Source organism: Pseudomonas sp. IT-P171 (assembly GCF_949767765.1).
GTDB classification, from domain to species: domain Bacteria; phylum Pseudomonadota; class Gammaproteobacteria; order Pseudomonadales; family Pseudomonadaceae; genus Aquipseudomonas; species Aquipseudomonas fluorescens_B.
Window position 1 is genome coordinate 309,764 of sequence record NZ_CATKQN010000055.1, and the last position, 13,151, is coordinate 322,914.

Sequence of the window (13,151 nt, forward strand, 5' to 3'; positions counted from 1 at the left end):
ATAGGGGCGGTTCTGCCCCTATTCAACTGTCAGGTAGTGATTTCCGACTGCACGCTACATGAGGAAATGTTTCAGCGAATGTGCGCAAGCACACCCTGAAGCTCATCGAGGGAGTTGTAACCGATCACCAACTGCCCCTTCCCCTTCTTTCCGTGTCGGATCTGCACCGCAGAGCCTAGCCGCTCGGCCAGACGCTGCTCGAGTCGGGCGATATCCGGGTCCGGTTTTACCGGTTCGGCAGGCTCCTGTTTGCCACTCAACCACTGGCGAACCAGTGCCTCAGTCTGGCGCACAGTCAGCCCCCGTGCGACAACATGTCGCGCCCCTTCAACCTGTTGATTTTCCGGCAAACCAAGCAAAGCACGCGCATGACCCATTTCCAGGTCGCCGTGGGACAGCATGGTTTTGATAACTTCCGGCAACGCGATCAAGCGTAGCAGGTTGGCCACGGTCACGCGGGATTTGCCCACCGCTTCGGCCACTTGTTGCTGAGTCAGCTGGAATTCCTGCTGCAAACGCTGCAGGGCGACCGCTTCCTCGATCGGATTGAGGTCTTCGCGCTGGATGTTCTCGATCAGTGCCATGGCGATGGCGGTTTCATCCGGCACATCGCGAACCATCGCCGGGATGGTTTCCTGGCCAGCCTGCTGGCTGGCGCGCCAGCGGCGTTCGCCGGCAATGATTTCGAAGCGACCGCTGCCGATCGGACGAACCACGATCGGCTGCATCACCCCCTGGGCCTTGATCGACTGCGCCAGTTCTTCCAGCGCTTGCGGGTCCATGTCCCGACGTGGCTGGTACTTGCCGCGCTGGATCAGGTCCAGGGGCAAATGCTGCAGCTCACGCTGATCGGCTTGTACGGCCTGCTCTTCCAGCGAGCTGACAGTCGGACCGCTCAGCAGTGCATCCAGTCCACGTCCGAGACCTCGTTTCTTGACGGCCATGGGGATTCCTTAAGTTGGCTGAGCAGCGGCGGTGCGTGAGTTTTTGCGCTGACGGCGAACCATCTCGCCCGCCAATGCCAGATAGGCAATGGCGCCCCGTGATGTTTTGTCGTACGCCAGCGCCGGCATGCCATAGCTTGGCGCTTCGGCCAGGCGGATGTTGCGCGGAATGACGGTGTCGTAGAGCTGCTCGCCGAAGTGTTCCTTGAGCTGAGCCGACACGTCGTTCATCAGGCTCAGGCGCGGGTCGTACATCGTGCGCAACAAGCCTTCGACTTTCAGGTTCGGGTTCAGTAGTTCAGCGATGCGCTTGATGTTATCCACAAGGTCGCTCAAGCCTTCGAGCGCAAAGTACTCGCACTGCATGGGGATAATGACCCCGTCAGCCGCGACCAGAGCGTTCAGTGTCAGCATCGACAGCGACGGCGGGCAGTCGATCAAAATGTAATCGTAGTTTTCACGGATCGGCGCCAACGCGCTGCGCAAGCGGCTTTCCTTCATCTGCATTTCCAGCAGGACCACTTCGGCCGCGGTCAGGTCACGGTTGGCCGGCAACAGCTGGTAACCACCATGCTCGGAGTAGTGCATGGCCTGGGCCAGATCACACTCGCCGATCAGCAGGTCGTAAACCGAATTTTCCAGGCCGTGTTTATCCACACCGCTGCCCATGGTGGCGTTGCCCTGTGGATCAAGATCGATCAACAGCACCCGGCGCTTGGTAGCGACCAGGGAAGCTGCGAGGTTGATGCAGGTGGTGGTTTTACCCACACCACCCTTTTGGTTCGCTATCGCGAATACCTTAGCCATTCTTGCTTGTGTTCCCAATCATGCCGTGCGGCGCAGTATCAGCAGATGGCGTTGGCCTTGGCAACCAGGTACGGCCAGGGCGTGTTCGCTATCGAGGTGGAAGTCTGCCGGCAATGCTACCAGCTCATCGGCTGGATGAACGCCCTTCATTGCCAGCCAGCGTGTATCGGCGTCGCCGAGGTGCCGCGTCCAGTTGCTGAAGTTCTCCATGCTGCTGAACGCCCGGGAGATGATCCCGCTGAATGGCTGCGCAGGCTGGAAGGCTTCGACGCGACTGTGGATAACTTGCAGGTTATCCAGTTTGAGTTCGAGTTTGACCTGGGTCAGGAAGCGGGTTTTCTTGCCGTTGCTGTCCAGGCAGGTCACTTGCGACGCTGGAAACAGGATGGCAAGCGGTATACCCGGCATGCCGCCACCACTGCCAACGTCCAGCCAGCGGCCGTTTTCGATGAACGCCATCACGCTCAAACTATCGAGCAGGTGACGCGAGACCATTTCGTCCGGATCGCGAACGGCGGTCAGGTTGTAAGCCTTGTTCCATTTGATCAACAGGGCCAGATAGCCCAGCAGTTGCGCGTGCTGGGTTTCGGTCAGTGTGACACCGAGCTGGCGAGCACCTGTGGATAACTCTTCTGCGTGTTGCGAGGTGACCAACGAACTCAAGCGCTTTGCTCCAACTGACGGCCCGCGCCGCGTTTTTTCAAATGAATCATCAACAGCGAAATCGCTGCCGGGGTAACGCCCGGAATACGCGACGCCTGGCCCAGGGTCTCTGGACGGGTCGCACCGAGCTTGCTCTGGATCTCTTTCGAGAGACCGGAAATGTTCGTGTAATCGATATCCACAGGCAGTTTTGTATCTTCGCTGGCCCGCAGACGGGCGATTTCATCCTGTTGGCGATCGATGTAGCCGGCGTATTTGGTCTTGATTTCAACCTGCTCGGCAACCTGTGGATCTTCTGCGCCACCGCCGGTGACGGCGATCAGACCAGCGTAGTCGATTTCCGGACGGCTCAGCAGGTTGAGCAAGTTGTATTCGTGGGTCAGTGGAGTGCCGAATTTTTCGGAAATCGCATCGCCCTGCTCGGTGCCCGGGCGAACCCAGGTGCTTTTCAGACGTTGTTCCTCCAGAGCGATGCTTTCGCGTTTGGTGCAGAAAGCCGCCCAGCGCGCATCATCGACCAGACCCAGTTCGCGACCTTTTTCGGTCAAGCGCAGGTCGGCGTTGTCTTCGCGCAGGATCAGGCGGTATTCGGCGCGGGACGTGAACATCCGGTACGGTTCCTGAGTGCCCAATGTAATCAGGTCATCGACCAAAACGCCGATGTACGCCTCGTCGCGACGCGGGCACCAGGCGTCTTTGCCCTGCGCGCGCAGTGCCGCGTTGGCCCCGGCCAGCAAACCTTGGGCCCCGGCCTCTTCATAACCGGTGGTGCCATTGATCTGTCCGGCGAAAAACAGGCCGCCAATCACTTTGGTTTCCAGGCTGTACTTCAGGTCGCGAGGATCGAAATAGTCGTATTCGATGGCGTAGCCCGGACGCACGATGTGCGCATTCTCCATGCCGCGGATCGATTGCACGATCTGCAATTGCACGTCGAACGGCAGGGAAGTGGATATCCCGTTCGGGTAGAGCTCGTGGGTGGTCAGCCCTTCCGGTTCGATGAAGACCTGGTGGCTTTCCTTGTCGGCAAAGCGGTGGATCTTGTCTTCGATCGACGGGCAATAACGCGGGCCAATGCCTTCGATCAACCCTGCATCGGAATACATCGGCGAACGGTCGAGGTTCGCTGCGATGATCTCGTGGGTCCGGGCGTTGGTGTGGGTAATCCAGCAGCTCACCTGTTTCGGGTGCTGCTCTTTGGAACCCATGAACGACATCACCGGGATCGGCGTATCGCCGGCTTGCTCGGTCATCACCGAGAAATCAACCGATCGACCGTCAATGCGCGGCGGTGTCCCTGTTTTCAAGCGGCCAACACGCAGCGGCAATTCACGCAGACGATGAGCCAGGGCAATCGATGGCGGATCACCGGCGCGACCACCGGAATAATTCTGCATGCCGATGTGGATAAGTCCACCGAGGAAGGTGCCAGTGGTCAACACCACGGAATCCGCGAAGAAACGCAGGCCCATTTGGGTGACAACACCGCGCACCTGTTCCTGCTCGACGATCAGGTCATCAGCGGCTTGTTGAAATATCCACAGGTTCGGCTGGTTCTCCAATGCTTCGCGGACAGCGGCCTTGTACAGAACCCGGTCTGCCTGAGCGCGAGTTGCACGCACGGCAGGGCCTTTGCGGCTGTTCAGAACGCGAAACTGGATGCCGCCTTTATCGGTCGCCATGGCCATCGCGCCGCCGAGGGCATCGATTTCTTTCACCAGATGGCTTTTGCCGATCCCGCCGATGGCAGGGTTGCAACTCATGGCACCGAGGGTTTCCACGTTATGCGTCAGCAACAGGGTTTTTGCACCCATGCGTGCTGAGGCCAGTGCTGCCTCGGTACCGGCATGACCGCCGCCGATGACGATCACTTCAAAACGGGAAGGGAAATCCACCACGCACCTCGTGCCTGCTTCAGTTAGGTAATCAGGAATAGTTTGAGCTCAGGTTTTTGGACCTGGGCGGCAAGTATAGGGACTTCGCCCTTCCTAAAGAACCCTTTGCACAAAATTTAACCAGCTGTGGAGAAGTCGGGGTTATAGAAATTAAAAAGAGAGAAATTTATTAAATCTTTGTTTTTATGTTTATTTCTACTGAGGCACATTTCTGTGGATAGATTTATACAGCCCTTTAAATTCAATATGTACAGAGATTCAAAACCCTGTGGTCATGTGCCAATGAGGGCCTTGGATAACCGGTGTAAGCCTGTGGATGAAAGGGGTGGTTATCCACAGAGGTGGTTATCTTCAGTTTTGAGGCCCTGTTATCAACTGACCTTAGTGGCAGTTATTCACAGGGCTTAATCCACAGAAAGACGGTGATTGGTCAAATTCCAGGCATGGAAAATCCACCCAAGCAGAAAGAATCTGCCCGGCACTGGAGACAATTCAAGAAAAGGAAGGAGAACAGACAGGCACGAACGGCCTGTCTGTGGATAACGGAAAGACTATTTACCGATACAGAAGCTGGAAAAGATTCGTCCCAGCAGATCATCGGAGCTGAATGCGCCGGTGATTTCACCCAAAGCGTGCTGTGCCTGGCGCAAATCCTCGGCCAGCAATTCACCGGCACCTGCCAGGGTCAGCTGTGCACGTCCATGCTCGAGGGAAGCACTGGCATGACGCAATGCTTCAAGGTGACGCCTGCGAGCACTGAAGCTGCTTTCCGAGGTCTGCTCATAGCCCATGCAGGCCTTGAGGTGGTCACGCAGCAATTCCAGGCCCTCGCCTGCAGACTTGGCGCTGAGGCTGATGGTGACGTGCCCATCCTCGCTGACTTCCAGGGCAATAGCTTCACCGGTCAGGTCTGCCTTGTTATGGATCAGTGTGACTTTGGCCGGATCCGGGCGGGTCTCGAGGAACTCCGGCCATAGCGCGAACGGATCGAGTGCTTCAGGAGCGGTGGCGTCGACGACCAGCAGCACGCGATCTGCCTCGCCGATGGCTTTCAATGCCCGTTCCACACCGATTTTCTCGACCTGATCCTCGGTGTCCCGCAGGCCTGCCGTATCGACCACATGCAACGGCATACCATCAATGTGGATATGTTCGCGAAGAATGTCCCGGGTGGTGCCGGCAATCTCGGTCACGATCGCCGCTTCTCGTCCGGCCAGGGCGTTCAGCAAGCTGGATTTACCAGCGTTCGGCCGACCGGCGATGACCACCGTCATGCCGTCACGCAACAACGCACCCTGCCCGGCTTCTCGCAGTACGGTGGATAACTCGTCGCGAACTTTGTCGAGCATGCTCAGCACGTGGCCATCGGCAAGGAAGTCGATTTCTTCTTCAGGAAAATCGATCGCCGCTTCGACATAGATACGCAGGCCAATCAGTTGCTCGGTGAGGTTATGCACACGGTCGGAAAAGGCGCCCTGCAAGGAACGCAGTGCATTTCGCGCTGCCTGTGCAGAACTTGCCTCGATCAAATCGGCGATGGCTTCAGCCTGGGCGAGGTCGAGTTTGTCGTTGAGGAACGCACGCTCACTGAATTCACCCGGACGGGCCAGACGGCAGCCCAGTTCCAGACAACGTTTGAGCAGCATATCGAGAACAATCGGGCCGCCATGGCCCTGGAGTTCCAGCACATCTTCACCGGTGAACGAGTTCGGCCCCGGGAAATAAAGCGCGATGCCTTGGTCCAGCACCTCATCGTTTTCACTCAGGAACGGACCATAGTGGGCAAATCGCGGCTTGAGTTCACGACCACTGAACGCTTTGGCCGCAACGCTCGCCAACGGCCCGGAAATACGGACGATGCCCACACCGCCGCGACCTTGAGCGGTGGCGACGGCAGCGATGGTTTCACGAGGAACGCTCATAAACCGGTATCCAGACAAAAGTGACAGATAGCAAAACGCCCCACTAGGGGGCGTTTTGAGTGGTTACCCACAGAGTAAGTTACGCCTCGGCTTTTTTGGTAGCCGCTTCGACCTTACGCGTGATGTACCACTGTTGGGCGATGGACAGGCAGTTGTTCACTACCCAGTACAGCACCAGACCAGCCGGGAACCACAGGAAGAAGAAGGTGAAGATGATAGGCATCAGCTTCATTACCTTGGCCTGCATCGGGTCCGGAGGAGTCGGGTTCAACTGCTGCTGGATAAACATGGTTGCACCCATGATGATCGGCAGAATGAAGAACGGATCCTTGATCGACAGGTCAGTAATCCACAGCATGAACGGCGCCTGGCGCATTTCAACGCTTTCAAGCAGAACCCAGTACAGCGAAAGGAATACCGGCATCTGCACAAGGATTGGCAAGCAACCACCCAGTGGATTGATCTTCTCTTTCTTGTACAGCTCCATCATGGCTTGCGACATTTTCTGCCGGTCATCGCCATGTTGCTCTTTCAGTGCCGCCAGTTTCGGGGCCACTGCACGCATACGAGCCATGGACTTGTAGCTGGCTGCCGACAACGGGAAGAAGATCCCTTTGATCAGCATGGTCAGGAAGATAATCGACCAGCCCCAGTTACCGACGATGGCGTGGATGTGTCCGAGCAGCCAGAAGATTGGCTGGGCAATGAACCACAGAATGCCGTAGTCGACGGTCAGTTCCAGACCTGGGGACAACTCTTTCAGCACGGCCTGGCTTTTCGGACCGGCGTACAGAATAGCGCTGGTTTCGGCTTTTGCACCTGGGGCAACGCTCATTGCCGGGCCGGTATAACCGATGATGTAGTTGCCTTTGCTGTCTTTGCGGGTCTGGACGACGTTGTTTTCGCCCTTCGCCGGAATCCATGCGGTCACGAAGTAGTGCTGCAACCAGGCAACCCAACCACCGCTGACGGTTTCCTTCAACTGCGCCTTGTCCATGTCCTTCATGGACACTTTCTTGTATGGCTCGTTACTTGTCCACAGGGCTGCGCCCAGGTAAGTGGCGGTGCCGGTGGCGGTAGTTGAAGAAGGATCGCCGCTGGCGTCACGCTTCAGTTGCGCGAACATCGCACCAGACCAGGGCTGTGCGCTCTGGTTGTCGATCAGGTAGGAAACGGTTACGTCATACAGGCCACGTTTCAGAGTGAAACGTTTGATGTAGTTGACGCCGTCCTTGCTGAACTTCAGGTCCACGACCAATTGGTCCTGACCGTCAGCCAGTTGATAAATCTTCTTCTCCGAGGTGTACACCGGACGACCCGCCGGGCTTGCGTCCGGGCCGTTGGTGCCAATCAACCCGCTTTGCGCCAGGTAAGTCAGTTCACCGCCGTTATCAAACAGCTGGAACGGAATTTCCGGATGGTCCTGGCGACGTGGGTACAGCGGCAATTTCAGCTGGGCGACATCGCCACCTTGTGGATCGATAGCCAGGTCGAGCACATCCGTTTTGATCTGGATGAGGTCTTTGCTTGCAGCTACTGGCGTTTCAGCAGGAGCAGTGGCACTGGTATCGCTTGCGGCGCGTGGAATGTCGTCACTGACAGAAGCATTATTGCCAGTCGCCGTGTCCGGTAGGCCCGGTGCGGTAGTACTGGAAGCAACATTCTGAGTCGGCAGGGCAGCCTGGCCATAGTCCTGGTTCCATTTAAGAACCATAACGTAGGACACGATTGCCAGGGCGACGATCAGGATCGTGCGTTTGATATCCATGATTACTCGGCCATCGAAGAAGAACGGGAGGTAGGGATAGGTGGAACCGGGTCATAACCACCGGGATTCCACGGATGACAGCGACCTAAACGACGAAAGGTCAGCCAGCCACCGCGCAGAAGGCCATGATTTTCTATGGCTTCTAACGCGTAGCAGGAACAACTGGGGTAGAAACGACAGTGACTGGCCATCAGAGGACTAATGGCATAGCGATAAAACTGGATCGGAACGAGTGCCAGTTTACGCATCGGGACTGTCTACCCCTACAGTTTCGGTTTTGACTGCTGGTACCGGCGTGCTGCGTGCCAGTCGCTTCCAGAGTTTGCCGAAATGCTGAATCAATTCGGGGTTTTCTACGTCACCCAAACCTTTGCGCGCGACGATAACGATGTCCCAACCGGCCAGTGAATCCTGGTTCAGACGGAACGATTCGCGCATCAGACGTTTGAGGCGATTGCGCTCGACGGAGAGCTTTACGCTCTTTTTCCCGATAACCAGCCCGAGACGGGGGTGATCAAGATCGTTGTTGCGCGCAAGGAGCAGGAGATTTTTCCCCGGAACCTTGCCGGTAGGGGAGTCAAAGACTGCCTTGAAATGCCGGGGAGTAAGCAGACGCTTTTCCCGACTGAAGTCCTGACTCACCTCCAGTGCCGGCTTATCAAACTGCCAGACGCGCACGACCTTTGGCGCGACGACGCGACAGAACGGCACGGCCGTTCTTGGTAGCCATGCGAGCACGGAAGCCGTGGGTACGAGCGCGTTTGATAGTGCTTGGTTGGAAAGTACGTTTCATTGTCGTGTTACCTGGTTCGTCCACAACGGGCCGGAATGGCCCCCGTTTTAAGAGACCGGGGATTCTAGAGAAAGCAAGCCTCTAGGTCAATTTCCAACCAGCGTTTCCTTATAAATAGATCTCCAGTGGTTTTACTCGCCTTCCGCCTTGGCCAAATATAAAAATAAAGAAGGAAAGTATTTAAAGCTTTTCTGTAAAGCTTATAAAAGCTAGGGCACCGATCATCTGTGGATAACTACATTTAGGCCTTATATCCCGTGGTGTACAGAGAATGACAACTACGGTGGAAAACGGTGGTCAGCCTGTGCTGCGCTGTCGGATAAGCTGTGTGTGAAACGCGTGGTTATCCACAGGCAGGTTATCCACCGAGTTTCGCCCCCACTTGTACAACGACCTCAGGGTCGGTTATCCACAGACCTTATGCACAGACCATTGGTCGCCTTTTTTGCGTATAAATCGTTGATTCTTCTTGGTCGGTGACCCACCTACGTGTGGATAAGTCGGCGTCTGGTCGCTACAATGGCCGCTTGTTTTTGCCTCACCGGCTTTCAACTTAGGGGATATCCGTGTCAGTGGAACTTTGGCAGCAGTGCGTAGAGCTTTTGCGCGATGAGCTGCCTGCCCAACAATTCAACACTTGGATCCGTCCACTACAGGTCGAAGCCGAAGGCGACGAGTTGCGTGTCTACGCGCCGAATCGTTTTGTTCTCGACTGGGTTAACGAAAAGTACCTGGGTCGCGTCCTTGAACTGCTTGATGAGCACGGCAATGGCATGGCGCCTGCGCTGTCCTTATTAATAGGCAGCAAACGCAGTTCGGCGCCGCGTGCCGCTCCGAATGCGCCATTGGCTGCTGCCGCGTCCCAGGCACAGGCGGCGCAAGCACCTGTCAGTGCTCCGGCACCTGCCCCGACGGCTACGCCGACCAAGCGTTCGACACAGAAAGTTGCCGACGTCAGTGAAGAGCCATCGCGTGACAGTTTCGACCCGATGGCCGGTGCGAGTTCTCAACAGGCCCCGGTGCGTTCCGAGCAGCGCATTGTGCAGGTGGAAGGTGCGCTCAAGCACACCAGTTACCTGAATCGCACGTTCACCTTCGAAAACTTCGTGGAAGGCAAGTCCAACCAACTGGCCCGCGCAGCGGCCTGGCAGGTGGCAGACAATCCCAAGCACGGTTACAACCCGCTCTTCCTTTATGGCGGTGTTGGTTTGGGTAAAACCCACTTGATGCACGCTGTGGGTAACCATCTATTAAAGAAGAACCCGAATGCCAAGGTTGTGTACCTGCATTCGGAGCGTTTTGTGGCCGACATGGTCAAGGCGCTGCAACTGAATGCAATCAACGAGTTCAAGCGCTTCTACCGTTCGGTGGATGCGTTGCTGATCGATGACATCCAGTTCTTTGCCCGCAAGGAACGCTCCCAGGAAGAGTTTTTCCACACCTTCAACGCCCTGCTCGAAGGTGGCCAGCAGGTCATTCTCACCAGTGACCGCTACCCTAAAGAGATTGAAGGCCTTGAAGAACGCCTGAAATCCCGCTTTGGCTGGGGGCTGACGGTTGCCGTCGAACCGCCGGAGCTGGAAACCCGTGTAGCGATCCTGATGAAAAAGGCCGACCAGGCCAAAGTCGATCTGCCCCACGATGCGGCGTTCTTTATTGCCCAGCGTATTCGTTCCAACGTCCGTGAGCTGGAAGGCGCGCTCAAGCGCGTGATCGCCCACTCGCACTTCATGGGCCGCGATATCACCATCGAGCTGATTCGCGAATCCTTGAAAGACCTGTTGGCGTTGCAGGACAAACTGGTCTCTGTGGATAACATTCAGCGCACTGTCGCCGAGTATTACAAGATCAAGATTTCCGACCTGCTGTCCAAGCGTCGTTCGCGCTCGGTCGCTCGTCCGCGTCAGGTTGCCATGGCGTTGTCCAAAGAGTTGACTAACCACAGCCTGCCGGAAATCGGCGATGTGTTTGGCGGCCGCGACCATACGACCGTTTTGCACGCCTGCCGCAAGATCAACGAACTTAAGGAATCCGACGCGGACATCCGCGAGGACTACAAGAACCTGCTGCGTACACTGACCACTTGATGCATACCAGCGCAGCTTATTAAGGCAAGGGACTAGACCATGCATTTCACCATTCAACGCGAAGCCCTGTTGAAACCCCTGCAACTGGTCGCAGGCGTCGTCGAGCGCCGACAGACCTTGCCGGTGCTCTCCAACGTGCTGCTGGTTGTCGAAGGCCAGCAACTGTCGCTGACCGGTACCGACCTGGAAGTCGAGCTGGTCGGTCGTGTGCAACTCGAAGAACCGGCGGACCCGGGTTCCATCACTGTGCCTGCGCGCAAGTTGATGGATATCTGCAAAAGCCTGCCGAACGACGCGCTGATCGACATCAAGGTCGACGAGCAGAAGCTGGTGGTGAAGGCTGGCCGTAGCCGCTTCACCCTGTCGACGCTGCCGGCCAACGATTTCCCGACTGTTGAAGAAGGCCCGGGTTCGCTGACCTGCAGCCTGGAGCAAAGCAAGCTGCGTCGTTTGATCGAACGCACCAGCTTCGCCATGGCCCAGCAGGACGTGCGTTATTACCTCAATGGCATGCTGCTGGAAGTCTCGGCCGGTATCATCCGCGCCGTGGCCACCGACGGTCACCGTCTGGCCATGTGCTCGATGCAGGCCGACATCGGTCAACCGGATCGCCACCAGGTCATCGTGCCGCGCAAGGGTATCCTTGAGCTGGCGCGCCTGCTGACCGAGCCGGACGGCATCGTCAGCATCGTCCTGGGTCAGCACCACATCCGCGCTACCACGGGCGAGTTCACCTTCACCTCGAAACTGGTTGACGGTAAATTCCCGGACTACGAGCGCGTTCTGCCGAAGGGCGGTGACAAGCTGGTACTCGGTGATCGCCAGGCGTTGCGTGAAGCGTTCAGCCGTACAGCGATCCTGTCGAACGAGAAGTACCGTGGCATCCGTCTGCAACTGGCCAATGGTCAATTGAAGATCCAGGCCAACAACCCTGAGCAGGAGGAAGCGGAAGAGGAAGTCGGCGTTGAATACAACGGCGGCAATCTGGAGATCGGCTTCAACGTGAGCTACTTGCTCGACGTTTTGGGCGTGATGACCACCGAGCAGGTCCGTCTGATCCTGTCCGACTCCAACAGCAGTGCGCTGGTGCAAGAGTCCGACAACGACGACTCGGCCTACGTCGTCATGCCGATGCGTCTGTAATCATGCTCAGCAGAAGCTAGATGTCCTTAAGTCGCGTCTCGGTCACCGCGGTGCGCAATCTGCACCCGGTGACCTTCTCCCCCTCCTCCCGAATCAACATTCTTTACGGCGCCAACGGCAGCGGCAAAACCAGTGTTCTGGAAGCCATTCACCTGCTGGGGCTTGCCCGCTCGTTTCGTAGCACCCGCCTGCTGCCGGTCATTCAGTACGAGCAAGTGGCGTGCACGGTGTTTGGCCAGGTCGAATTGGCTGAGGGCGGGCATAGCGCATTGGGGATATCTCGGGATCGCCAAGGTGAGTTCCAGATTCGCATTGACGGTCAAAATGCCCGTAGCGCCGCGCAACTGGCTGAAATCCTGCCTCTGCAACTCATCAACCCTGACAGTTTCCGCTTACTGGAAGGTGCACCGAAGATACGTCGACAGTTTCTCGACTGGGGCGTGTTCCACGTGGAACCGCGATTCATGTCCACTTGGCAACGCTTGCAGAAGGCCCTGCGCCAGAGAAACTCTTGGCTGCGGCATGGTACACTTGACGCCGTTTCGCAAGCGGTTTGGGACAGGGAACTGTGCCAGGCCAGTGCTGAAATCGATGAATACCGCCGTGCTTACATCAAAGCCTTGAAACCAGTCTTTGAACAGACCTTGAGCGAACTGGTTGAGCTTGAGGGTTTGACGCTCAGCTATTACCGAGGCTGGGACAAGGACCGCGAATTGAGCGCTGTACTCGCTGGGTCCGTTCAGCGGGATCAGCAAATGGGTCATACCCAGGCCGGACCACAACGCGCAGATTTGCGCCTCAGATTGGGCGCACATAATGCCGCGGACATCTTGTCTCGCGGTCAGCAAAAGCTGGTGGTCTGTGCATTGCGGATTGCTCAAGGGCACCTGGTCAGCCAGGCCCGACGCGGGCAGTGTATTTATCTGGTGGATGACCTGCCGTCCGAACTGGACGAGCACCACCGTCGCGCGCTTTGCCGCTTGCTGGAAGACTTACGCTGCCAGGTGTTCATCACCTGTGTAGATCACGAATTATTGAGGGAAGGCTGGCAGACGGAAACGCCAGTCGCTCTGTTCCACGTGGAACAGGGCCGTATCACCCAGACCCACGACCATCGGGAGTGAAGGCA

The 13,151-nt window shown here is 57.0% G+C and carries 12 protein-coding genes; 3 read left to right on the forward strand and 9 right to left on the reverse strand.

Annotated elements, in window-relative coordinates; genetic code table 11:
* Positions 1–71: 71 nt before the first annotated feature.
* The 9 genes from ACM6I5_RS23665 to rpmH form a co-directional block, all read right to left on the reverse strand.
* On the reverse strand, positions 72–944 hold the full coding sequence (locus ACM6I5_RS23665; RefSeq protein ID WP_008027541.1) for a ParB/RepB/Spo0J family partition protein: 873 nt from the start codon (positions 942–944) through the stop codon (positions 72–74).
* A 9-nt stretch (positions 945–953) separates the two neighbouring features.
* Positions 954–1,751: a ParA family protein gene (locus ACM6I5_RS23670; RefSeq protein WP_017341702.1), complete on the reverse strand. Its 798-nt coding sequence runs from the start codon at positions 1,749–1,751 to the stop codon at positions 954–956.
* An 18-nt stretch (positions 1,752–1,769) separates the two neighbouring features.
* Entirely contained in the window at positions 1,770–2,414 is a 645-nt protein-coding gene (gene rsmG / locus ACM6I5_RS23675) for a 16S rRNA (guanine(527)-N(7))-methyltransferase RsmG (RefSeq protein WP_414880303.1), read from the reverse strand.
* Positions 2,411–4,309, reverse strand: coding sequence for a tRNA uridine-5-carboxymethylaminomethyl(34) synthesis enzyme MnmG (gene mnmG / locus ACM6I5_RS23680; RefSeq protein ID WP_226298302.1), 1,899 nt, complete (start codon positions 4,307–4,309; stop codon positions 2,411–2,413). The genes rsmG and mnmG overlap by 4 nt, the downstream gene beginning before the upstream one ends.
* A gap of 551 nt (positions 4,310–4,860) precedes the next feature.
* A complete protein-coding gene (mnmE, locus tag ACM6I5_RS23685; protein ID WP_414884818.1) occupies positions 4,861–6,231 on the reverse strand; it encodes a tRNA uridine-5-carboxymethylaminomethyl(34) synthesis GTPase MnmE in 1,371 nt (456 codons plus the stop codon).
* Positions 6,232–6,310: 79 nt separating this feature from the next.
* Entirely contained in the window at positions 6,311–7,999 is a 1,689-nt protein-coding gene (yidC, locus tag ACM6I5_RS23690; RefSeq protein WP_017341706.1) for a membrane protein insertase YidC, read from the reverse strand.
* 2 nt (positions 8,000–8,001) lie between these two features.
* The gene (gene yidD / locus ACM6I5_RS23695; protein WP_010207715.1) at positions 8,002–8,247 is read right to left on the reverse strand and encodes a membrane protein insertion efficiency factor YidD; all 246 of its coding nucleotides are present in this window, start codon (positions 8,245–8,247) and stop codon (positions 8,002–8,004) included.
* Positions 8,240–8,641 (reverse strand): ribonuclease P protein component, encoded by a 402-nt coding sequence (rnpA, locus tag ACM6I5_RS23700; RefSeq protein WP_031319201.1) that lies wholly within the window; start codon positions 8,639–8,641, stop codon positions 8,240–8,242. The genes yidD and rnpA overlap by 8 nt, the downstream gene beginning before the upstream one ends.
* Positions 8,642–8,657: 16 nt before the next feature.
* Positions 8,658–8,792: a 50S ribosomal protein L34 gene (gene rpmH / locus ACM6I5_RS23705; RefSeq protein ID WP_003213577.1), complete on the reverse strand. Its 135-nt coding sequence runs from the start codon at positions 8,790–8,792 to the stop codon at positions 8,658–8,660.
* A 566-nt stretch (positions 8,793–9,358) separates the two neighbouring features.
* Here rpmH and dnaA point away from each other — a divergent pair.
* Genes dnaA through recF form a run of 3 tightly spaced genes read left to right on the forward strand, consistent with a single transcriptional unit; the run spans position 9,359 to position 13,146 of the window.
* Positions 9,359–10,879, forward strand: coding sequence for a chromosomal replication initiator protein DnaA (gene dnaA / locus ACM6I5_RS23710; RefSeq protein ID WP_414884819.1), 1,521 nt, complete (start codon positions 9,359–9,361; stop codon positions 10,877–10,879).
* Between the two features lie 39 nt (positions 10,880–10,918).
* Positions 10,919–12,022 (forward strand): DNA polymerase III subunit beta, encoded by a 1,104-nt coding sequence (gene dnaN, locus ACM6I5_RS23715; protein ID WP_017341709.1) that lies wholly within the window; start codon positions 10,919–10,921, stop codon positions 12,020–12,022.
* 20 nt (positions 12,023–12,042) lie between these two features.
* Complete coding sequence (gene recF / locus ACM6I5_RS23720) at positions 12,043–13,146, forward strand: DNA replication/repair protein RecF (protein ID WP_414884820.1); 1,104 nt, start codon at positions 12,043–12,045, stop codon at positions 13,144–13,146.
* Positions 13,147–13,151 lie beyond the last annotated feature (5 nt).

Excerpts from the sequence above, each read along its gene's own strand:
- dnaN (WP_017341709.1), top strand. The coding sequence starts at position 10,919 with ATGCATTTCACCATTCAACGCGAAGCCCTGTTGAAACCCCTGCAACTG.
- mnmE (WP_414884818.1), bottom strand. The coding sequence starts at position 6,231 with ATGAGCGTTCCTCGTGAAACCATCGCTGCCGTCGCCACCGCTCAAGGT.
- recF (WP_414884820.1), top strand. The coding sequence starts at position 12,043 with ATGTCCTTAAGTCGCGTCTCGGTCACCGCGGTGCGCAATCTGCACCCG.
- yidD (WP_010207715.1), bottom strand. The coding sequence starts at position 8,247 with ATGCGTAAACTGGCACTCGTTCCGATCCAGTTTTATCGCTATGCCATT.
- rpmH (WP_003213577.1), bottom strand. The coding sequence starts at position 8,792 with ATGAAACGTACTTTCCAACCAAGCACTATCAAACGCGCTCGTACCCAC.
- ACM6I5_RS23670 (WP_017341702.1), bottom strand. The coding sequence starts at position 1,751 with ATGGCTAAGGTATTCGCGATAGCGAACCAAAAGGGTGGTGTGGGTAAA.
- yidC (WP_017341706.1), bottom strand. The coding sequence starts at position 7,999 with ATGGATATCAAACGCACGATCCTGATCGTCGCCCTGGCAATCGTGTCC.
- ACM6I5_RS23665 (WP_008027541.1), bottom strand. The coding sequence starts at position 944 with ATGGCCGTCAAGAAACGAGGTCTCGGACGTGGACTGGATGCACTGCTG.